The following is an 18837-nucleotide window of genomic DNA, read 5'->3' on the forward strand; positions in this document are numbered from 1 at the left end:
AAAATACGGAGTTTAATCGACAACCGGCACGCGCCCCGTGGCGCGCCGCCGTTGCCAGCTTCGTTCGCTGAAGTGCAAAACCAGCAAGCCCGGCAAGCCTAACAGGATTTCGCGCGCGCGCTTGGCCAGCGACAACGCCAGCGCCGCGTCCGGTGGCAAACCGACCAGCGGCGCGAGCAGCAGATATCCGCCTTCCTGCACGCCGAGCGAACCCGGAATCATAAACGCTGCGCCGCGGATCGCCTGGCCCAGGCTCTCCAGCAGCAACGCGTCGACCCAGTCGACCGGATGACCGAGAAAGCGCAACGCGAGCCATACTTCGACCGTGCCGACGATCCAGCCCGCCAGACTCAACGCGAAGCTTGCCGCCACCCGGCCGCGCTCGCGGTACATGGCTTGCACGGCGGCGTCGACGGCTTCGGCGCGGGTCATTAGCGAAGACCAGTCACGCTTGCCGAACACTTTCGACACCACGCCGAGCAGGCGGCCGAACAGGCCGCGCCGCTGCGCATAGTAGAAACCGACGATCATCGCGCCCAGCACGCCGGTGGCGATCAGTGTGGCGGTTTGCAGATCGTGCAACGCGCCGTGCGCAGCGTATGCGCCGAACAGCAGCAGGCCGCCCAGCGCGAAGATGATTTGCGCAAGCGCTTGCGCCGTGGTGCTGACGGTGATCGCGGCGGCCGCGTCGCGCATACGCATGCCGCGTTGCGACAGTTGCCGGACCATGACGACCGGACCGCCGATCTGGCCGGCCGGCAGCAGACTATTCACCGACTCGCCGACCCAGCGCCCGAACAGCGCGTCGCGCAGCGACAGATCGTGATGCACGCCGTCGTGACGACGACGGAACAGCACGGAGATCGCGCCGGCGTCGAGCACGAGCGGCACGACGTGGAACAGCGCGACGAGCGCGAGCCCCCAGCCAGCGGCGAGCAGCGTCGACGCAATCGAACCGAAACCCTGCCACGCGAGCAAGCCGACAAACAGCGCCGTCCCGATCGACAGCAGAATCAGAGCCGCGCGACTCACGACCGATCCTTGCCGCGCGCGGTCATCTGACGGAACACCTGGCGGAAACCGAAGTACGCGATCGCGTCTTTCATGTTCGAGATGAAGCGGCGCCACGGCCGCATGTTCGGGTCGGTCACGTATTCGAACGTCAGCGACACGCGGATTTCATTCGCGCTGGCCGGCGTAATGCGATGGCGCAGCTTGTCGCCGTCGAAAAACACGAGGCCACCCGGCGGAATCTGCACCGAGCCGGGTTGATCCGGCACGTCCGGATTGCGCGTGTGCAACTCGTAGTCGAGCCGGCACGACGATTCGTCGATCACGCCGAGCAACAGCGTGTAGCGGCGGCCGTCATAGTACGAAGTATCGTAGTGCCAGCCGATGTGGTCGCCCGGCCGCGTGTAGTAGTACAACGCGTACGCGTGCGGGTCGTCGGCGGGCGAAAGTTGCAGTTTGTCGCCGCTCAGTTGCTCGAGCCAGCCGAGCAGTTCCTTCGAGCGGTACAGCTCGGCGATGAACGGCGCGAGGCGGTCGATCGTATGACGGCTGACGCTGCCGCCCTGCTTGTGACCCGGCAGGTAGTTGCGATTGACTTCGTCGAGCAGTGAGCGCGCGCTGTGGGCGAGCTGCGCGGTGACTTCCGGCGCGAGAAAATCTTCCAGATAGAGGAACGCGCCCTGATCCGCGAAATCCTTACGCAGACGCGGGTTGTCGAACGTACGCGTGCGGCCTGACACCGCGCGGTCCGCGTTCGGCGCGGCCGCCGAAGGCGCCGCCGAAACTGGCGAGCGGTCGGCTGAAACGGGGGCGATCACGCCGTCGTTGGCTTGCGTACTCATTCGCTGGCCCACATCTGACGGGGTTCGGCAGCGCTGGCGGCCACGGCCGGTGCGACGGCGGCAGCGGCGCGGCGCGCCACGCGCCAGTAGTCGATCACCACCCACGCGGCGAACAGCGGCGCGCCAATCGACGCCACCACGACGAACGGCATGACGACGCTCGTCAGCGTGACAATAGGTAGCAGGTACAGCACGTCTTCGGTTTCGAAACCGCCGACCGAGGCCTGCTTGGTGCCCGCCTTGCCCGCCATTTCCTCGATGCGCATGCGCAGGAAGAAAATCAGCGCGACGGCCACGCCGGCCAGCGCGCCGAGCCAGCCCGGCTCAACCTTCAGACCGCCGATGTGCGCGGCGCCCACACCCATTCCCATGCCGATGAACAGCATGACGGTGACGGCCGCGTCGCAAGCGAGGTCGTAAAAATGACCGATTCGGCTGGACTTCCCGCCGATGCGCGCGAGCTCGCCGTCCGTATGGTCGACGAAATTCGACAGCACGATCAGGAAAGCGCCGCCATTGGCCCACGCGAAACCGCCGTGCGCGAGGCACAGCGCGCCCGCCAGCCCGATCAGCAGGCGCAGCGTAGTGAGGTGGTTCGGCGTGACCCAGGTGTTCACAAGCGGAGTCACGAGTCGGCGGGCGAGCCGCGCGTCCCATGTTCTGGGCGGCGGAACGTTAATTGGAGTTTGGGGTCGCGAATTCATAACCCGGAAATATATACGGGATCGAGAAAGATTGCTTTCTTCCCGGCCGTTTCTTTGAGGTGGGTTCATTACCGCGATAGGTTAGCGGATGAGCAGAATCTGCTAAATCGATATAAAGTGCGAATCCAGTTGCGCCTGTCATGCGGGAACCCTTCGATGCGCAACGTCTTTTCGTGCCTGACGCGACGCCGCCACCCGTTGCGAACACACTACATCGAGCCCTGGTTGCCGTTACACCTTATGAAACGCTTTTTTTTCTCCGTAGCGCTTGCGCTGGCCGCCACGCTACCCCTTACCAGCCATGCCGTCGCGCTCGACGCGCCGCTCGCGTGCAATGAAAGCGGCCATCAGTTCATCGCCGATCTCGCGCAGCAACAACTGATCGACCCGAAGCCGACGCGCGTGGAGAGCAATTCGATCAACGCCTTTTCGCCGACCTCCGGCGCCGACCTGACCGCTTACGGATTCCGTATCTTCGCGGTGGTCGGCTACGAAAAAGACGACCCGATGTTCCGCGTCGGCGACGGCGAACCGCTCGCCCGCTCCGCCTACGGCGTGGTGGTGTTCGGTAGCCAATCCAAAGTGCAGAGCGCGATTACGGCTGCGGGCAGCACGGCGATCGTGCATCGCGTGGCGCCGCTGATCACGGCGATTTTCTGCAAGCGAAGCTGAGGCGGCGTGGCAGTGCGGCGCTAGCCGGGTTGGACAATAGGTAGATAGGAAATGCGGGATTCTGCGGGTTATCATCTTCGCAGATGGATTTTTCGGGGCCTGAAAGGGCGTCTATCTGCCTCCTGGTTCGCCAGGGTCCAGCCGTGCTGGTTACCGTCGGTTCACACCGACCAAGCGCACCCGCGAAGTTATGAGGCCCCCACGTGGGGCCTCACCTGTTTCTGGCGCACGAAAATCGCGCTACTGGCGATTGAGGCTCGGATCGCGAATGGGTTCGCCTCTCAAAATTTTCGCCGCCATGACACGAAATCTCACGATGCTTCGCCGATTGCGCGGAACGCCCGGCTTTCCGTTGGCGATGTCGCGCACATACGCAGAATGCCCGCGCAACATTCCGATGGTCGACTATCTTGCGCTCGCGGCCGAGCACGTCGAAATCGAGCGCCGCCTCCGCTCGTGGGCCGAACGACACGCAATGCGACGTATATTCGACATGGACCCTCGCCGTGGCGGCGGGAAATTTCGCCGAAGCGGGTACGTCCAGCGCGAAGGCGCTGGCGACAAGATGCGACAGGTCATATCGAACGCGTGCCACGTCGACATAACCTTGTCGCAAAATCGAAATCCACTTCATAGGCCAGCCAAGGGGGAAACCGCAAATTATCGCGAGATTCCCCCTCGCTGACTCCTCGGCCGGATGGCCTAGGGCAGGCAGTCGGCCCTACGCCGAGCCACTCCCCTTAAAGCTTCACCGCTGCCGGATCCGCCGTCAGATACCCCACCGACGCGCCGAACCGATCCTTATAGTTCGCGCGCACCAGCGGTTCGAGCGTGTCCCGCAACGACTGCGTATGCTGGCTGCCCCAGTCGCCGGCGTGCTGGAAGTTGCTCATGATGTAAGTCCAGCCGTTGAGCTCGTCGACCGCGTGCAAGCCGGTCGATTCGGCGCCGGCCGGCGTCGACAGCAAACGCGTGAGCTGTTTCGTGTCGACGTTGTACGCCCACAGGAAATTGTTCACGTGGTAGCCGCTGTCCTCGCCGATAAACAGCGTGCGCAGCTTCTCGGAGAACTTCAGATTGTCCGGATTCGCGACCCGCTCCGGATCGGCCTTGTTGCCGAGCGCGTCGGCGGCGATGTCCTTGCCGACCAGTAGCGCGCTGGTATGCACCGGCACCCACTCGCTGTTGATCGCCGCGCCGCCGTTGTCCTTCTGGCCGCCCGCGAGCTTGTGCTGAAGCACGCCGCCGGCGTTGATGGCGGCATCGACGGAAATGTTGCTCTCCGCATTCCACCCCTTCGCCGTGTTGCCCTTCACCATCGAATCGACAATGTTCTGCAACGCCGAGTACGCGATCTTGTCTTTAATGTTGACCGTCGTGCCTTCCATCTTCGTGAAGCCCATGCTGCCGCCCGCCAAAAACGCGTAACGGTGGGTTTCGAGGAAAGCCGCGACCTTTTCCTTGCCCGGCACGACCCGAACCCATTGCGCGGCGCCGCCGGCGAAAATCTTCTTGTAGCTGGCGTCGGACGGATCGGACCATTTGACGTCGATCACGTCCTGCGGACGGTTCGATTTCGCCATGGCCTCGACTTCCGCGCTCGTTGCGTGGCCCAGCTTGATCCACGACAGGTCCGCGCCCGCCGCGGCCGGATCGACCGAGAAGCCCGCGCCCACTTTCGCGACGTACAACGTGCCGGCCGACAGATCTTTCTCGACGTCCGCCACGAACATGAAGAGGCCGCTGTTGGTCGCGTCGTCGCCCATCAGCACCGTGCGGTTATCCGGCATGACTTGCACGAGCTCGTGCGAAATACGGCCGAGACAGTAGTGTTTCCTGACGCTGCCCGTGCCGTCCGCCTTGACCGTGATTTCCGGCAGATGCCCATAAAGGTACGGGTTGAAGGCGATGTTCGTGTTGCCGTACAGATTCTCGTTGTACGCCTTGTATTGCGCGAGACTGCTCGTGCTGGTCGTGAACGCGTCCGGCTCGTATTCCTCGCTGGACAGATGCGTATTCCACGGCGACAGGCTCGCGCCGCACGTGATCCACAGTCCATTCGCGGGCGACGTGTCGACGTTGTGATACTTGACGAGCGTCAGCTTGCCGGTGGCCGGATCCTGGTCCAGCGTGAGCACGGCGATCGGCGAAGGCAGACGGCCGTACATATCCGCGCCGGACTGCGAGCGCGTCGTGTATTCGAACTGGACCACGGCGAACACCGTGTTGCCCTTGACGCCGGCCACCTTCGCGCCGTCGATCTTCAGCAGCGACGTGCCGTCCGGCGAATCCGAGAAAAACTGGCGCCGTTGCGCGGGCACCGTGTTGTCGTAGATCGGCTGATTGTTGATGTCGAAGTAACCGCCCGCCAGCACGGTGCCGCCCTTGCCGTCCGGCACCATGTCGCCGGTCATGAAGAACGGCTGATAGGCAAGCTTGTAGGCCCGTTTGGAGCCATCGGAATACGACACGGTCAGGCTCGAGCCGACCGTGGTGGTCGCCATCAGCGCCGGATTGGCCAGCGACGGCGCCGGCATGCTGGCAAACGAAGCCGACGTGAAATTCGCGACGGGCGTGGCCACCGGGCCCGCCAGATCGTTGCCGCCGCCGCAGGCGGTCAGCATCGACGCCGTGGCGAGGCCGCCTAACGGCAGCATCGGCGCGCCGGCCAGGAGTTTCAGGGCCTTGCGGCGGGAAAGGTCGAACGGCTCTGCCATGTTGTTGTGATCCAGGGTTCGGGTAGCGTGGGTGAATGCACAGTCGGCACGCACTCAGACCCAAAACCGCATGGCTCACGCTCGCGCCGCTATGACGCGAGGATTCTATGAAGTGAATGTGAAAGTATATTGACAGCTATTGGTAATGTTTAATTTAGCTTTCTGTTAGCTAAACCGCCCTACCCTGCGCCTTGCGTCGCTCGCCCTGCCGTTAGCCCGGCCGACGAAACTCGTTTTCGACCCACGCAACGGCGCTCGCCTTGCTGAGTTTAAAGTTCGGCGCGACCTGAACCTGCGCGAGCTGTTCGCCGAACTGGTCGAGCGCGGTCAGCAGCGCGTACGGCTCGATTTCGTCGGGGACGATGTCGAGCGTGATGTCGAGTTCGTCGTTGCCGTCGGCGCTCGACACGCGCACTTCTTTATGAAGTTGCGCGCGCAGCTGTTGTTCGTGGCGGCGCAGCACTTCCGACGCGGTCTTCACCAGCGTATTGAACGCCGAGGTGTCGAGCGGCTTCGGATCTTTCTTGTTGCGGCCCATGGTCCACGGCCCGACGAGCGCCGGCTCCGCTTCGCCGTCTTTGATCATGGCGACGGCCCAGCCTTCGTCGTCTTCGTTCTTGATGACGCGCGCGGTCCAGCCGTCGTCGCGCCACAAGCGTGGTTCGTGCACGGTTTCGTCCAGTTCGGACGAGCCTTCCGTCGTGATATCGGCAGCGTTGTCGGACGATGGAAGGGGGGTGTCGGTCATTACAGGTTTACTCACGTTCGCGGGGCGGAAACACATCTGAAGCACACGATTCTACCTGCCCGGCTCGCGCCCAATGTGGCCCTCTGACGATCGGACAAGCCGGCATAAGCCCGGCGTCACTCGAAATATTCCGTTTCCTTATTCGCGGGAACTTATAAATCTATTATAAAATTTTTATAAAAAAACGCGGCCCGTGGGCCGCGTATAAAAGATGAAAAAGACACCCTTGGTCAAAGGGTGACTCAATTGTAGATGCGTAATTCTCCGGGATAGATCATCTCAACAGGAAGAGTGAGTTGCAGAAAACGCAATGAATCCCTGGGCTAGCGCCCATCCCTTTCGAATCCCTTCCCCGTAACGCCTGGCGGGCGGCGTCGCGATTGAGCAACGCCGCGGCATTGACAAGTCATTCACGAATTATCCGCGCAAAACAATTCATCTTTATTTACCATCACTTACCCGATTTCAATCCGCCATTACGAATTTGAAAATTCATTGTTGTGTCATATGCGATTAAAGATCGGAATAGCAGGAATACACTTCGCTGCGGATCGTCAGGCAGCCGGCGGAATCGGCGGTCAGCACTGGAATGCGATTCTCTATGCACAGTCCCGGAGTTATCTAAACATGAAAAAAACCCTCATCGCAGCAGGTCTCATGGGCGCGTTCGCCATCAGCGCTCACGCACAAAGCAGCGTCACGCTGTACGGCACGCTGGACGCCGGCCTCGTCTACTCGAACAACCAGGGCGGCCACAACAACTGGCAGCAAGGCAGCGGTTCGGTGTCGAACACGTACTTCGGCCTGCGCGGCAGCGAAGATCTCGGCGGCGGTCTGCACGCCATCTTCACGCTGGAAAACGGCTTCAACCTGAACAACGGCCAGGACACGGAAAGCAGCACGATGTTCAATCGTCAGGCCTTCGTCGGTTTGAAGAGCGACCAGTACGGTGCGGTGACGCTCGGCCGTCAATACGACTCCGTGGTCGACTATCTCGGCCCGCTGTCGGAAGCCGGCGCGGGTTACGGCAACAACCTCGCGGCTCACCCGTTCGACAACGACAATCTGGACAACTCGTTCTCGATCAAGAACGCCGTGAAGTACACGAGCGCGAATTATGCGGGCCTGAAATTCGGCGGCTTGTACGGCTTCAGCAACTCGGCCGGCCAGTTCTCGAACAACCGCGCGTGGAGCGCCGGTGCTTCGTACGACAACGGCCCGTTGAGCGTCGCGGCGGCTTACCTGCAACTGAACCAGTCGGGCAGCTCGAACCTGGGCGGCGCCGTGTCGCAAGGCGACGGCACCGCCGCAGTCGCGGCGAACCTGCAGCGCACCTTCGGCGCGGGCATCAACTACACGTACGGCCCGGCAACGGCCGGCTTCGTGTACACGCACACGCAACTGGACGGCATCACCGGCGTGGACGTCGGCGGCGTGACGTTGCCGGGCGTCTCGGGCACCAACCTGCATCTCGACAACTACGAGCTGAACGGCAAATACGCGCTGACGCCGGCGTTGAGCCTCGCGGCGTCGTACACGTTCACCGACGGCAAGATGTCGGGCTCGAACGGCTCGGGCGATCCGAAGTGGCACACGGTCTCGCTGCAAAGCGATTACTCGCTGAGCAAGCGCACCGACGTGTACGTCGAAGGCGTGTATCAGCATGCGTCGGGCGAACTCGGCAACTTCGGCGCGAACGTCGCGTCGATCAACACGCTGGCGCCGTCGTCGACCGGCAACCAGGTGGCCGCGGCCGTCGGTCTGCGTCACCGCTTCTAAGTTTTTTCAGCGGTACTTTGTGGAGCGGATGCATCCATCCGCTTTGCAGCCGAACCCGCGCGCGACACGATCGCGCGCGGGTTTTTTCATAGGCCTTACGGATCGGCGTATGACGCAGGCAGATAGTGACGGCGTCGCCATGCGGTGGGTATACTGAGCCCGGCTGCCTTGCCTGCCGCAATGTCGTTGCGGTTGAACGGCGGCTTCGTCGCGAAGCATGACGCACACGTTGTATCGCGCCGCGCTTCGCCCGCGCCCCAAGTTCCCGTGCCTGACCGGGGACGCCGACGACCGGATCATGAAAAGACTTTTCCTGCTTGTGCCTGTTATTGCTGTGACGGCTTGCCTCACTGCCTGCGGTTCCTCCAGCGGTCCCCTCCGCGACGCCTCCCAGCCGATGATGTACGTGTCTTCGCAACGTGCTCCCGCCTATATCGCCGATTGCCTCGAAAGCCACCTGTCGCGCATGCGCATGTCGAACGTTGGCGGCGCGACCGAGATCGCCGTCGGCTCCGATTCGAACAACTCGTATTTCGTGACGCTGACGCCGTACAACGCCGGCTCGGTCATCAAGGTGATGCATCCCGCGAACGCGCCGGACGATCCACCTGAACCGGAAATGCGCTTCGATATTGCACGCTGCGCGACCTGAGATTCGAGTCGCCTGTTTGCCGTTTGAAGGCCACGCCGATACGCGATTTTTTTAACTCGCGGATCGGCTATTTTTTTATCCGCGCTTCTGCGAACATAGCCGCCCTTTGTTCTTCCAGACGGCACGAGTTTCGATGGCATCCAGCAAAGCACATCATGCAACCGGGTTTGCGGCCGGCGTCATCGCGGCGGCAGTGGTCGCGCGTGTCGGCGGCGGCGGTTCATTTCATCTCGGTGTGTTGCTGAGCTTTATCGCGGGCGTGGCGGGCAGTACCGCGCCGGACTGGCTCGAAGTGGCGTGGTGGTCGCGCGCGCGTCGTCTGTGGATTACGCATCGCACGCTGACGCATTGGGGCGTGGGTTGGCTCGCGCTGCTCGCCGCGTCGTATCACTGGCTCGGCCATTCGGTCTATGCCGCGCCGGCGTTCGGCTTCGCATGCGGCGGTCTGATGCACCTGCTCGCCGACTGGCCGAATCCGCTCGGCGTGCCTTGGATCGCAGGCCGGCATTCGTTGAATCTGTGGAACAGCGGACACTGCGATCTGATCGTGGTGGCGGCTTCTTGGGTCGCGGCGTGGTTCGTCGGCCAGCACGTCTGGCTGCATGGCGTGCATGGGCTCACGATGCTGCACTATTTGCGAGCCGGGTAACGGCTGCGCGAAGCCTCGCGAATCAGCGGACGGCGGCGGCGTAGTTCGCGGGTGTCACGCCCAGCAAGCGCACGAACGCGCGCGTCATGTGACTCTGATCGGCGAAGCCCGCAGCGGCCGCCGCATCCGCGAGCGTCACGCCACGCGCGATCCATTGTCTTGCGAGTCCCACGCGCCGTTGCATCCGGTAAGCGTGCGGCGGCAATCCCATTTCGTGCGCGAAACCGCGCAGTAACTGAAAGCGGCTCAGGCCGGTATCGGCGGCGAGATCGGCGAGCGTGAGCGAGGCGGAAGGATCGTCGTCGATACGTGCTTTCGCGCGCGCAATCGGCCCCAACGCATTCGCCGACGACACACGCGCCGGTTGCGTGGCATGCGCGCGGACCAGATGTCCGAGCAGGTCGAGCAACGCTTCCTCCCGGACCAGATCGTCAAGCACGGCGTGCGTCTCTACCGAGACCGCGAACAGCCTGTCGAACCGACGCTTCAGCAGAGGATCGCGCGCGACCGGCTGGGTCAGCTCGATCTCGTGCGCCGCCACGCCGTTGAGTTCATGGGCAACGCCGATCAACATCGACGGTTCGAAATACAGCATGCGCCACGCGCGGCCGCGTTCGTCGAGCGGACTGCCGTCGTGGACTTCGCCGGGATTGACCATGATCGCGTCATTCGCGCGCGCCTCGACGACGCCGCGCCCGCTCGCCGACCGATGCCCACCGCTGACAATCACGCCGACGCCAAAGCGATCATGCGAATGACGCGGAAACGCGTGCGCGGTTTCGGCCACCGTCGCTTCGACGCCGGCCAGCGCGCAACGAGGCATGTGGACGCGGCCGCGTGACATGATTGGCGGCCTCAGCAGCGCGGCGACGCCAGGCGCCGAAGCTGACGCTGACGTTCGCTACAAGACGCGCACATTACCCGCGCCCCTCGTCGCTGCGCTCGCCTTCGCGGATCTTGCCTTGCGACACGCTGCTCCCCGGCGGCACGCTATGCGTGAGCCACACATTGCCGCCGATCACCGAGCCGCGTCCGATCGTGACGCGCCCGAGTATCGTCGCGCCGGCGTAGATCACCACGTCGTCCTCGACGATCGGATGACGCGCATTACCCTTGATCAGGGTGCCGTCGAGATCGGCCGCGAAGCTCTTCGCGCCGAGCGTGACCGCCTGATACACCCGCACGCGCTCGCCGATGATCGCGGTCTCGCCGATCACGACGCCCGTGCCGTGGTCGATAAAGAAACTTGGCCCGATGGTCGCGCCAGGGTGAATGTCGATCCCGGTCGCCGAATGCGCGATCTCGTTGATGAAGCGCGCCAGCAACGGCACGCCGAGCCGATGCAACGCATGCGCGAGCCGATGGTGCGTCATGGCCCACACGCCGGGATAGCAAAGCAGAATTTCGGTAATGTGCTGCGCGGCCGGGTCGCCGGTAAAGGCCGCCTGAATGTCGCTGACCAGCAGCGCGCGAATGCCCGGCAACTGCGTGCCGAATTCGCGCGCCACGTTGAACGCGCGCGCCTTCAGTTCGGCGTCCGGCGTCGCGCCGAACTCGGGCAGAAAACGCAGCGCGCGGCGGATCTGTTCCGCGAGCAGGCGCAGCGTACTTTCGAGCGTGTGGCCGACGTAGTAGTCGACGGTTTCATCTGTCAGATCGGGCGCGCCGTAGTGCGTGGGAAACAACGCCGCACGCAAGCCAGCAACGATGTTGATTACCGCGTCGCGCGACGGCAGTTCGCGAATACCGAGCGGATGCCGCGTGCGATGCAATTCTTCGCGCGACGCGCGCAGGTCCGCGACGATCTGTTCGAGACCCCAGCTATGGGCAGGCACATTAGGCATAAAAGACAGCGCCGCGCGCGGGCGCGGTTCAGAGTGATTGTCCCGAGAGATTACCGCGTTTTGCCGCAGCTCGCGCAGGGCGGGCTCAGGCTCTTCTCTACGGGATGCTCTGCTGAATACGGCTCGCGCATGTGGCGGCGCGCGGCGCGCGGCGTGACGTAGCGCGGCGGATTCAGATGGTCACACTGCTCGCGTCGATCCAGCGCACGGCCCAGTCGCGTGCATGCGCGATGGCCGCGCCTTCATCGGGAAAGCGTAAGTCGGTGGGGAAAAAACGGTTGGCGACCAGTTCGCCGTCGCTCGATCGCGAGATGACCACATAGGGTTGCCAGGAGCCATCGCCCGCGCGCGCAGGCGCGCAATTTAGCAAATAGCCGCGATGTGTGAATGCAGCATCAAAGTGCATGTGTCACCCGCCCTGACGGCCCCATAAATGTTTTCAGTAGCGCACGGTTGCCTGTTAGCGGCGTGTTACCGGCCACGATGAAATGGCCGGACGAATCTCGTCGATTTAACCGCGCTGCGCTCGTCGGAGTAAGATCATACTCTGTAGAAAATACGCGTCCATTAAAAAAATGAAAAGAATTCTGCGCGTAATCGCCAGGCGAAATGCGCGCCGTACGTAAGGGCGGCGCAAGCGCCGTGCAAGTCACGCGCGCCAACTTTTTTGCCGGGCGGAACGGGTTTTGCTGCACTTCACCCATGTCCTCTTCCAAGGAGAATGCATGATGAACAGCGATATCAACAAGCCAGCAGACACCAGCGCGCAACCGCTTACGAGCGGCCCCGTCACGACCGAATTGCACAACGACCGCACGCACGACAGCACCGTCGACACCGACGGCAAGAACCTCGAAGCCGCGCGTATCGCGGGCCACAGCCCGATCGCCCCCGACGAGATCACGACCTCCAACGCGACGCTCGTCAACAGCGTGCCGGAGGCGCTCGACGGCATGGCCGGATTCGACAGCCGGGTCGGCGGCAATCATCTGCTGCTGGCGCTTGAGCCCGGTTACACCGTGATCGATCGGGGCATGGTCGCGCCGCAAGAGGGCTATTCCGCCGATCATCAGTTCGATGATCCGCGCCCCGTCGGCAGCCGCCAGGATCGCGGCCGCATTCACTACGCGCTCAATCATCTGCGGCCGGCGCGCGTGATCGAATTACATCGGGTGAAATAAGCATTCGCATTTCGCGCATGTTTTATGTCTGTTTGAATCCGCACGCGCGGCCCGATTAAATCACGTGTCTTGAAGCGCACACCGTTTGAATAGCGGTGTGCGTTTTGTTTCGGATTTACCTCGGGTTTACCTTGCTCCCGGCCGCTCTCGGCCTATTGCACCGCAGCGATTAGAAACTCCAGGTTGCAGGACCTACGCGCCGTCGCGCCTTTTTCGCTTTTCCGAACCTCGGCACAATCAGGCGCACATCAACACTCAACGGGACAGCAAATGAAAAAGATCGTCGTGATCGGCGCCACCGGTACGCTCGGCCAGGCAGTCAGCGCGGAACTGAAGGTGCGCAATGAAGTGATCGAAGTCGGCGCAACACGCGGCCAGTATCGTGCCGACATTACCGACCCGGCGAGCGTCGCGCAGCTCTTCCGCGAGATCGGCAAAGTGGACGGCGTCGTCACCGCAACCGGCAAGGTGCATTTCGGGCCGCTGCCGGACATGAGCGTCGAACAGTTCTGGGTTGGTCTGCGGGACAAGCTGATGGGCCAGGTCAACGTGGTGCTGGCCGCGCAGCACTACATGAACGACGGCGGTTCGTTCACGCTGACGAGCGGCATCCTCGCCGACGAACCGATTCGCCTCGGGGCGAGCGCGACGACCGTCAACCTCGCGCTCGAAGGTTTCGTGCGCGGCGCGGCGATCGAATTGCCGCGCGGCATCCGTATCAACGTGGTGAGCCCGACAGTGCTGACCGAAGCGCTCGACGCTTATGCGCCCTTCTTCCGCGGCTTCGAGCCGGTGACCGCACAGCGCGCGGCGCTCGCTTATGTGCGCAGCGTGGAAGGCGCGGAGACGGGCCGCGTGTATCGCGTCGGTTACTGATCCTGATCGGCCGAGACAGCGGCGATGCGGTCACGCCGCATCGCGACGCCGTCCGCTAGCCAAACGCCGCGTTGCTTCGCGGCGGTGGCGGCGTGAGATTTTCAACCGCCCTGCACGCCCTGCGTATTCACGTAGACCGAGTACAAGCCGTGGCTCGCCGCCATGAACAGCCGGTTGCGATGCCGTCCGCCGAAGCACACGTTCGCGCAACGCTCCGGCAACGCAATGTGGCCGATCGCTTCGCCTTGCGGCGTGAAGATGCGCACGCCGTCGAGTTCGTCGCTGCCCATCCCCCAGCCGCACCACAGATTGCCGTGAACGTCGACGCGAAAGCCGTCCGGCGTGCCGGGACCGGCGTCGATCAGCACGCGGTTATTCGACAGCGAGTCGCCATGGCCGGCGACGTCGAATGCGCGAATCTTGCGCGGCTCGCCACGCGATTCGACGGTGTACAGCACCGTTTCGTCCGGCGAGAACGCGAGGCCGTTGGGGCCCAGCACGTCGTCGGCGACCACGCTCACTTCGCCCGATTGCCCGTCGATGCGATACACGCAAGCCGGCAACTCCGACGCCTGACGCTCGCCTTCATAAAAACTGTCGATACCGAAGGTCGGATCGCTGAACCAGATCGAGCCGTCCGATTTCACGACCACATCGTTCGGCGAATTGAAGCGCTTGCCGCGATAACGGTCCGCGAGCACGGTAATCGACCCGTCGTATTCGGTGCGCGTGACCCGTCGCGTCAAATGCTCGCAACTGACGAGGCGCCCCTGGCGGTCGCGCGTATGGCCGTTCGCGTTGTTCGACGACTGGCGAAACGTGCTGACCGCGCCGCTCGTTTCATCCCAGCGCAGAATGCGGTCGTTCGGAATGTCGCTCCACAGCAGATAGCGGCCGTCGCCGAACCAGACCGGCCCCTCCGACCAGCGCGCGCCCTGATACAGACACTCGACGGAAGCGGACGCCAGCATCAGCGCCTTGAAGCGCGGATCGAACACGCGAATGGAGGGATCGGGATAGCGTCGGCTGGTGTCGGTCATGTGGTGCGTGGATGGGGCGTGAGTAAGGGCGTAGTGGGGACGAGGTGGCGGCGATTTCAGCGCTTGATGCGAAGGCGTCACGGGTGAATGTGAGAGCCCGCGCCGGGCCCTGCATTTTTCCGTAGTCGGGCCCAATGGCGGAAATTGCGCGTGCGCGCGAATTGGCGCATTCAAGGTAGCACCGGGCTCGCAATGTTGTCAAACAACCTGATACTCGCGGCGCCGTGTCGAACACCAGGGAAACGACGCAGAAGATTAGGGGCAGCAATCCACCTATTTTGTATGACAATAGCGACTGGCGCGCAAAACACCGGGGCATCGCGGCACACGCAGGCCCTTAAAAATGGGGTTATTTGGCATTTAGCGTGCTTTTGCCTTAAATTTCGGCAAAAAATGGCCGATTAGAATGGGTTTCGCAGTTATGCTGCCAATGCCATGCATCAAAATGGCGGCTAACGCGAGAATCTCCCGCTCAAATGATCGATGAATGCCAATTGGATCAGAGATTCAGGTAGACAGAGCCGTTCATTCGCCGCTTCGCAGAATCACGGAAATGATGTTTCCTTCGAGAATCTCACCCGGCTTTGCAAAATAATTTTTGGTGATAGATTGTGAAGATAACAACAACCGCAGGCCATGCCCTACCGCAATTAACCGCTGCGGGCTGCTTGCGAGTCTGAGAGAGCCAAAATTGTCGCTACATTTTATCGAGCAGATGGCACCGCTACTGAACGCCGCCGACGAAGCGGAATGGTTCGGTGCAATCACGGGCCTTGCCGAGACGTGGGGCTTCGACAAGCTTTTGATCGCCATGCTGCCGCGTCCGACCATCCGGCTTGAAGACGCGTATATCCGCAGCACGTACGCACCGGTCTGGCGCCGTACCTATGACGAACAGGGGATGGTCCATATCGACCCGACGGTTGCGCATTCCATGACGCGCTCCACGCCGCTGATCTGGTCGCCGGATATCTTCGAGACCGACGCGCAGCAGGCCATGTTTGAAGAAGCGCGCTCGCATGGGCTACGCGCCGGCGTGACATTGCCGATTCATGGCCCGAATCAGGAAGCCGGCATGATGTGCTTCGTCAACGACACCAACCCGAACGAGGCGTTCTGGCGTCATATTGACGTGGCACTGCCGAATTTGCTGTTATTGCGCGATCTGGTAATCGATACCAGTCAGAAGCATTTGAATACGCACGCTCAGACTTTACTGCCCAAGCTGACGCCGCGCGAACGCGAATGCCTGAAATGGACCGCGCGCGGCAAATCCACCTGGGAGATCTCCCATATCCTGAACTGCTCGGAAGCCGTAGTGAACTTCCACATGAAGAACATCAGGACGAAATTCGGGGTGAATTCGCGGCGCGCGGCGGCCGTGATTGCCGCACAACTCGGACTTATTGACCCGGGTTGAGCAACGCGGCGGCGTCGCGGCTGAACAGCACGCGTTCGGCACGGCCCAGGTCCGCGTCGGAAACGGTCTTGGTGAAATACAGACCCAGCAGAATCGACACCGGCGCCGGGATTTCCGCGCCCGATTCAAACCGGCTGCCGCGCGACTGTGTCACGCCAAAACGAGCCCAGAAACGGCGCTGGCTCTCTTTCTTCTTTTTGCGGTAAGCGATGATCAGCACGCGATCAACCGCCGTGGAAGGCTCGGCTGCACGGGTTTGCAGGCCGGTTTGCGGTTGCCAATGATTTTCGAGAAGTTCCATTTTCTTGTCCTGTCGGTTAAGTACGGATGCCTGTCTCGAATTCTGCGTTACCCGATAAGCATTCACACCTACCTAGGTAGGTAGGTGGCAGAGCGATTCATAATGCATAAGTTTTCCTGCGTATTGGCTACCCCCAACACGTTCAGGAGAACGTCATGCAACCAGTAATCCGGATTGGAATGCGTCAGGAATTTGACAACGAGGACATCAACGAGATGTACCGCCTGCGAGCCCGGGTATTTCAGGGGCGACTAGGGTGGGAAACGCCGACCATCGCGGGCATGGAGGTCGACGGCTACGACGCCCTCGGGCCGCTCTACATGCTGATTCAGGACGAAAACGGCCGCGTGCGAGGCTGCTGGCGCCTGATGCCGACCGAGGGTCCGAATATGCTGAGGGACACGTTCCCGCAATTGCTGCACGGCGAAGCGGCGCCCGCCGGGCGGACCATCTGGGAATTGAGCCGGTTCGCGATCGAAACCAACGGCGAAGACCAGTCGTTCGGTTTCGCCGACCTGACCATGCACGCTATCCGGGAGGTCATCCGGTACGCGATCCAGATGGGCTTCACGAGCTATGTCACGGTGACCACCACGGCGATCGAGCGGATGCTGCGCAAGACCGGCATGGAGATCAGCCGGATCGGGCCGCCGGTGCAGATCGGCGTGGAGCGGGCGGTGGCGCTGGACGTGGCCATTAGCGAGAAGACCCGCTTCGCGCTGTTTGGGCCGATGGCGGCGGCGGCTTAACCCGCGTCCGCCTTAAGCACCTTTACCCGCTTCATCGCTATTACCGCTATTACCGCTGCCGCGGCGGCACCAACGCTGCGGCGGCGGGACGGCCGCCACCTGACCGTTCACGAACCGAACATCCGTTCCAGCGCATTACCCAGATGCGCTCGCATCGCCGCGCCGGCCGCCATCGGGTCCTGCCGGCGAATCGCGTCGAACACGGCGAGATGCTCGTCCTGCACCAAGCGCTGCCGCTCCACCGTCTTCACCAACGAAAGATTGCGCGACAGATTCATGCTGAACAGGATCTGTTCTTCGATAAACGACATAACCGTGATGAAAAACGGATTCTTGGACGCGCGCGCCACCGCCAGGTGGAACATGAAGTCGTCATTCGCGCCAATTTCCTGGGTTTCGCCGATTCGTTCCAGTTGATCCAATGCATGCTGGATCGCCGCGATATCGTCGGCGTCGGCTTTTAGTGCGGCATGCTCGGCCGCGCCCGCTTCCGTCACCATCCGAAATTCATAGCAGCGGCGGATGTCAGACAGCGTCTCGAGCGGCGCGAAACGTCGCACATCCGGATCGGGTCGACGCGCGACGGTCGTGCCCGAACCATGCCGCGTCATGATGATGCCGTCCGCCCGCAGACGGGCCAGGGCTTCCCGCACCGTCGGCCGCGACGTCGCAAAGCGTTCCGCCAGCGCGTGCTCCGTGGGCAAGCGCTCACCTTCCTTGTACTCGCCCTCGACAATGCGATTCAGAATATCGCCGTAGATCTTGTCGGGGAGGCCTGTGGTTTTGCGCTCGTTCATCAGCGGGCTGAAGCAGCTTGTCTGAGTAGGTCTTAATTGTAAGGCAAACCCGGTGCTATCTTGATTGGGTTATGCGTCTCATATCTCTGCGTAAACCGTCGGCGCTAAGGCTGAAGGACAGGGTGCGCTTTGCATTGTCATCGCGAAATTTGACAAGTCTTTGATTTACATCCTGCCTGCCTGCATCTTTTTCAGCGATCATTTAAGCTCGCATCGGCAAACAATCGCCAAACCCTCTTTCAGACGCGGAGTCGATATGTACACACGCATCCTTGTCGCGGTTGACGGCAGCAATACCTCACGCCGTGCATTCGAAGCAGCGCTCGCGCTCGCCAAGTCTAACGGCGCCGTGCTGCAGCCTTTCTATGTCGTCGAAAACACGCCGCTGTATTTCGAGGCGCCCGGCTACGACCCGTCCATATTGCGCAACCGTCTCGTCGAAGAAGGCAAGGAACTCGGCGCGGAATTCGCCAAGGCCATGCTAGAGCAAGGTGTGAAGGGCGAACTCGTGGTGGGCGAAGCGTCGTCGCTCGACGACGTTTCGGGGACCGTGCTGAAGGCCGCCGCCGCATTCAACGCCGATCTGCTGGTCATGGGCACGCATGGCCGGCGCGGTGTCCAACGGATGATTCTCGGCAGCGTGGCCGAGCGCTGCGTGCGTCAGGCGAGCTTGCCGGTGCTGCTGATTCCATCCGCCGCGGGCAAGGATAGCGAAGCCGCGTGACAAATCGCGGTTAGCCGGACCCGTCGCCTGGCAATCCGTCAGTCATACGCACGGACCTGATATCGCTCAAGATGCCTAACTGTTCGCGCGCGTCATTTTGCCGCTAAATGTGCAACGTGGCCGGTGGGACA

At 62.2% G+C, this 18837-nt stretch carries 22 protein-coding genes; 9 read left to right on the forward strand and 13 right to left on the reverse strand.

What is annotated here, in order from left to right; all coding sequences use genetic code 11:
- Nucleotides 1–12 precede the first annotated feature (12 nt).
- The 3 genes from FA94_RS32740 to FA94_RS32750 are packed head-to-tail and all read right to left on the reverse strand — an operon-like array spanning nucleotide 13 to nucleotide 2557.
- Nucleotides 13–1032, reverse strand: coding sequence for a flippase-like domain-containing protein (locus FA94_RS32740; RefSeq protein WP_035559505.1), 1020 nt, complete (start codon nucleotides 1030–1032; stop codon nucleotides 13–15).
- Entirely contained in the window at nucleotides 1029–1853 is an 825-nt protein-coding gene (locus FA94_RS32745; protein WP_035559508.1) for a HalD/BesD family halogenase, read from the reverse strand. Before FA94_RS32745 ends, FA94_RS32740 begins: the two co-directional genes overlap by 4 nt.
- A complete protein-coding gene (locus FA94_RS32750) occupies nucleotides 1850–2557 on the reverse strand; it encodes a CDP-alcohol phosphatidyltransferase family protein (RefSeq protein WP_035559511.1) in 708 nt (235 codons plus the stop codon). The genes FA94_RS32745 and FA94_RS32750 overlap by 4 nt, the downstream gene beginning before the upstream one ends.
- Before the next feature lie 240 nt (nucleotides 2558–2797).
- Here FA94_RS32750 and FA94_RS32755 point away from each other — a divergent pair, with 240 nt between their 5' ends.
- Nucleotides 2798–3229 carry a hypothetical protein gene (locus tag FA94_RS32755; protein ID WP_035559513.1) on the forward strand — a complete coding sequence of 144 codons (432 nt, stop codon included), beginning with the start codon at nucleotides 2798–2800 and terminating at the stop codon, nucleotides 3227–3229.
- Between the two features lie 211 nt (nucleotides 3230–3440).
- On the opposite strand, the gene FA94_RS40015 is transcribed toward FA94_RS32755, so the two are convergent.
- The 3 genes from FA94_RS40015 to FA94_RS32765 form a co-directional block, all read right to left on the reverse strand.
- A complete protein-coding gene (locus FA94_RS40015; protein WP_494471393.1) occupies nucleotides 3441–3863 on the reverse strand; it encodes a YjaZ family protein in 423 nt (140 codons plus the stop codon).
- A 106-nt stretch (nucleotides 3864–3969) separates the two neighbouring features.
- A complete protein-coding gene (locus FA94_RS32760; protein ID WP_035559515.1) occupies nucleotides 3970–5946 on the reverse strand; it encodes a PhoX family protein in 1977 nt (658 codons plus the stop codon).
- A 211-nt stretch (nucleotides 5947–6157) separates the two neighbouring features.
- Nucleotides 6158–6694, reverse strand: coding sequence for a hypothetical protein (locus FA94_RS32765; RefSeq protein ID WP_035559518.1), 537 nt, complete (start codon nucleotides 6692–6694; stop codon nucleotides 6158–6160).
- A gap of 627 nt (nucleotides 6695–7321) precedes the next feature.
- Between FA94_RS32765 and FA94_RS32770 the strand changes: the two genes are divergently transcribed.
- The 3 genes from FA94_RS32770 (at nucleotide 7322) to FA94_RS32780 (ending at nucleotide 9774) form a co-directional block, all read left to right on the forward strand.
- Nucleotides 7322–8473: a porin gene (locus tag FA94_RS32770; protein ID WP_035559521.1), complete on the forward strand. Its 1152-nt coding sequence runs from the start codon at nucleotides 7322–7324 to the stop codon at nucleotides 8471–8473.
- 229 nt (nucleotides 8474–8702) lie between these two features.
- The gene (locus tag FA94_RS32775) at nucleotides 8703–9125 is read left to right on the forward strand and encodes a hypothetical protein (RefSeq protein ID WP_231585083.1); all 423 of its coding nucleotides are present in this window, start codon (nucleotides 8703–8705) and stop codon (nucleotides 9123–9125) included.
- A 133-nt stretch (nucleotides 9126–9258) separates the two neighbouring features.
- Nucleotides 9259–9774 carry a metal-dependent hydrolase gene (locus FA94_RS32780; RefSeq protein ID WP_035559523.1) on the forward strand — a complete coding sequence of 172 codons (516 nt, stop codon included), beginning with the start codon at nucleotides 9259–9261 and terminating at the stop codon, nucleotides 9772–9774.
- A 22-nt stretch (nucleotides 9775–9796) separates the two neighbouring features.
- Here FA94_RS32780 and FA94_RS32785 read toward each other — a convergent pair whose 3' ends face one another.
- The 4 genes from FA94_RS32785 to FA94_RS38935 form a co-directional block, all read right to left on the reverse strand.
- Nucleotides 9797–10618 (reverse strand): AraC family transcriptional regulator, encoded by an 822-nt coding sequence (locus tag FA94_RS32785; RefSeq protein WP_035559526.1) that lies wholly within the window; start codon nucleotides 10616–10618, stop codon nucleotides 9797–9799.
- A 73-nt stretch (nucleotides 10619–10691) separates the two neighbouring features.
- The gene (gene epsC / locus FA94_RS32790; protein WP_035559528.1) at nucleotides 10692–11618 is read right to left on the reverse strand and encodes a serine O-acetyltransferase EpsC; all 927 of its coding nucleotides are present in this window, start codon (nucleotides 11616–11618) and stop codon (nucleotides 10692–10694) included.
- 172 nt (nucleotides 11619–11790) lie between these two features.
- The gene (locus tag FA94_RS32795; protein WP_035559531.1) at nucleotides 11791–12024 is read right to left on the reverse strand and encodes a hypothetical protein; all 234 of its coding nucleotides are present in this window, start codon (nucleotides 12022–12024) and stop codon (nucleotides 11791–11793) included.
- Nucleotides 12014–12322 (reverse strand): hypothetical protein, encoded by a 309-nt coding sequence (locus FA94_RS38935; RefSeq protein WP_156126757.1) that lies wholly within the window; start codon nucleotides 12320–12322, stop codon nucleotides 12014–12016. Before FA94_RS38935 ends, FA94_RS32795 begins: the two co-directional genes overlap by 11 nt.
- A gap of 24 nt (nucleotides 12323–12346) precedes the next feature.
- Here FA94_RS38935 and FA94_RS32800 point away from each other — a divergent pair, with 24 nt between their 5' ends.
- On the forward strand, nucleotides 12347–12799 hold the full coding sequence (locus FA94_RS32800; protein WP_035563788.1) for a DUF3005 domain-containing protein: 453 nt from the start codon (nucleotides 12347–12349) through the stop codon (nucleotides 12797–12799).
- 270 nt (nucleotides 12800–13069) lie between these two features.
- The gene (locus tag FA94_RS32805) at nucleotides 13070–13675 is read left to right on the forward strand and encodes a short chain dehydrogenase (RefSeq protein ID WP_035559533.1); all 606 of its coding nucleotides are present in this window, start codon (nucleotides 13070–13072) and stop codon (nucleotides 13673–13675) included.
- A 101-nt stretch (nucleotides 13676–13776) separates the two neighbouring features.
- Here FA94_RS32805 and FA94_RS32810 read toward each other — a convergent pair whose 3' ends face one another.
- Nucleotides 13777–14715, reverse strand: a complete 939-nt coding sequence (locus tag FA94_RS32810; RefSeq protein ID WP_035559535.1) for an SMP-30/gluconolactonase/LRE family protein — start codon at nucleotides 14713–14715, stop codon at nucleotides 13777–13779.
- Nucleotides 14716–15430: 715 nt separating this feature from the next.
- Here FA94_RS32810 and FA94_RS32815 point away from each other — a divergent pair.
- Nucleotides 15431–16135, forward strand: coding sequence for a helix-turn-helix transcriptional regulator (locus FA94_RS32815; RefSeq protein WP_035559538.1), 705 nt, complete (start codon nucleotides 15431–15433; stop codon nucleotides 16133–16135).
- Here the strand turns inward: FA94_RS32815 and FA94_RS32820 are convergent.
- Nucleotides 16119–16436 carry a helix-turn-helix domain-containing protein gene (locus FA94_RS32820; RefSeq protein WP_035559541.1) on the reverse strand — a complete coding sequence of 106 codons (318 nt, stop codon included), beginning with the start codon at nucleotides 16434–16436 and terminating at the stop codon, nucleotides 16119–16121. The two genes, FA94_RS32815 and FA94_RS32820, sit on opposite strands and share 17 nt — an antisense overlap.
- Before the next feature lie 155 nt (nucleotides 16437–16591).
- Between FA94_RS32820 and FA94_RS32825 the strand changes: the two genes are divergently transcribed.
- Nucleotides 16592–17185 (forward strand): acyl-homoserine-lactone synthase, encoded by a 594-nt coding sequence (locus tag FA94_RS32825; RefSeq protein WP_035559543.1) that lies wholly within the window; start codon nucleotides 16592–16594, stop codon nucleotides 17183–17185.
- A gap of 107 nt (nucleotides 17186–17292) precedes the next feature.
- Here the strand turns inward: FA94_RS32825 and FA94_RS32830 are convergent, their stop codons facing one another.
- Complete coding sequence (locus FA94_RS32830) at nucleotides 17293–17982, reverse strand: FadR/GntR family transcriptional regulator (RefSeq protein ID WP_035559546.1); 690 nt, start codon at nucleotides 17980–17982, stop codon at nucleotides 17293–17295.
- 256 nt (nucleotides 17983–18238) lie between these two features.
- Here FA94_RS32830 and FA94_RS32835 point away from each other — a divergent pair, with 256 nt between their 5' ends.
- Entirely contained in the window at nucleotides 18239–18706 is a 468-nt protein-coding gene (locus FA94_RS32835) for a universal stress protein (RefSeq protein ID WP_035559549.1), read from the forward strand.
- The last annotated feature ends 131 nt before the right edge of the window (nucleotides 18707–18837 follow it).

Source organism: Burkholderia sp. 9120 (assembly GCF_000745015.1).
Taxonomy (GTDB): Bacteria; Pseudomonadota; Gammaproteobacteria; order Burkholderiales; family Burkholderiaceae; genus Paraburkholderia.

Coding starts and splice junctions, on each gene's coding strand:
- FA94_RS32810 (WP_035559535.1), bottom strand. CDS start 14,715: ATGACCGACACCAGCCGACGCTATCCCGATCCCTCCATTCGCGTGTTC.
- FA94_RS32785 (WP_035559526.1), bottom strand. CDS start 10,618: ATGTCACGCGGCCGCGTCCACATGCCTCGTTGCGCGCTGGCCGGCGTC.
- FA94_RS32820 (WP_035559541.1), bottom strand. CDS start 16,436: ATGGAACTTCTCGAAAATCATTGGCAACCGCAAACCGGCCTGCAAACC.
- FA94_RS32750 (WP_035559511.1), bottom strand. CDS start 2,557: ATGAATTCGCGACCCCAAACTCCAATTAACGTTCCGCCGCCCAGAACA.
- FA94_RS40015 (WP_494471393.1), bottom strand. CDS start 3,863: ATGAAGTGGATTTCGATTTTGCGACAAGGTTATGTCGACGTGGCACGC.
- FA94_RS32780 (WP_035559523.1), top strand. CDS start 9,259: ATGGCATCCAGCAAAGCACATCATGCAACCGGGTTTGCGGCCGGCGTC.
- FA94_RS38935 (WP_156126757.1), bottom strand. CDS start 12,322: ATGGGTGAAGTGCAGCAAAACCCGTTCCGCCCGGCAAAAAAGTTGGCG.
- FA94_RS32805 (WP_035559533.1), top strand. CDS start 13,070: ATGAAAAAGATCGTCGTGATCGGCGCCACCGGTACGCTCGGCCAGGCA.
- FA94_RS32795 (WP_035559531.1), bottom strand. CDS start 12,024: ATGCACTTTGATGCTGCATTCACACATCGCGGCTATTTGCTAAATTGC.
- FA94_RS32765 (WP_035559518.1), bottom strand. CDS start 6,694: ATGACCGACACCCCCCTTCCATCGTCCGACAACGCTGCCGATATCACG.
- FA94_RS32760 (WP_035559515.1), bottom strand. CDS start 5,946: ATGGCAGAGCCGTTCGACCTTTCCCGCCGCAAGGCCCTGAAACTCCTG.
- FA94_RS32825 (WP_035559543.1), top strand. CDS start 16,592: ATGCAACCAGTAATCCGGATTGGAATGCGTCAGGAATTTGACAACGAG.
- FA94_RS32770 (WP_035559521.1), top strand. CDS start 7,322: ATGAAAAAAACCCTCATCGCAGCAGGTCTCATGGGCGCGTTCGCCATC.
- FA94_RS32835 (WP_035559549.1), top strand. CDS start 18,239: ATGTACACACGCATCCTTGTCGCGGTTGACGGCAGCAATACCTCACGC.
- FA94_RS32815 (WP_035559538.1), top strand. CDS start 15,431: ATGGCACCGCTACTGAACGCCGCCGACGAAGCGGAATGGTTCGGTGCA.
- FA94_RS32800 (WP_035563788.1), top strand. CDS start 12,347: ATGAACAGCGATATCAACAAGCCAGCAGACACCAGCGCGCAACCGCTT.
- FA94_RS32830 (WP_035559546.1), bottom strand. CDS start 17,982: ATGAACGAGCGCAAAACCACAGGCCTCCCCGACAAGATCTACGGCGAT.
- FA94_RS32745 (WP_035559508.1), bottom strand. CDS start 1,853: ATGAGTACGCAAGCCAACGACGGCGTGATCGCCCCCGTTTCAGCCGAC.
- epsC (WP_035559528.1), bottom strand. CDS start 11,618: ATGCCTAATGTGCCTGCCCATAGCTGGGGTCTCGAACAGATCGTCGCG.
- FA94_RS32755 (WP_035559513.1), top strand. CDS start 2,798: ATGAAACGCTTTTTTTTCTCCGTAGCGCTTGCGCTGGCCGCCACGCTA.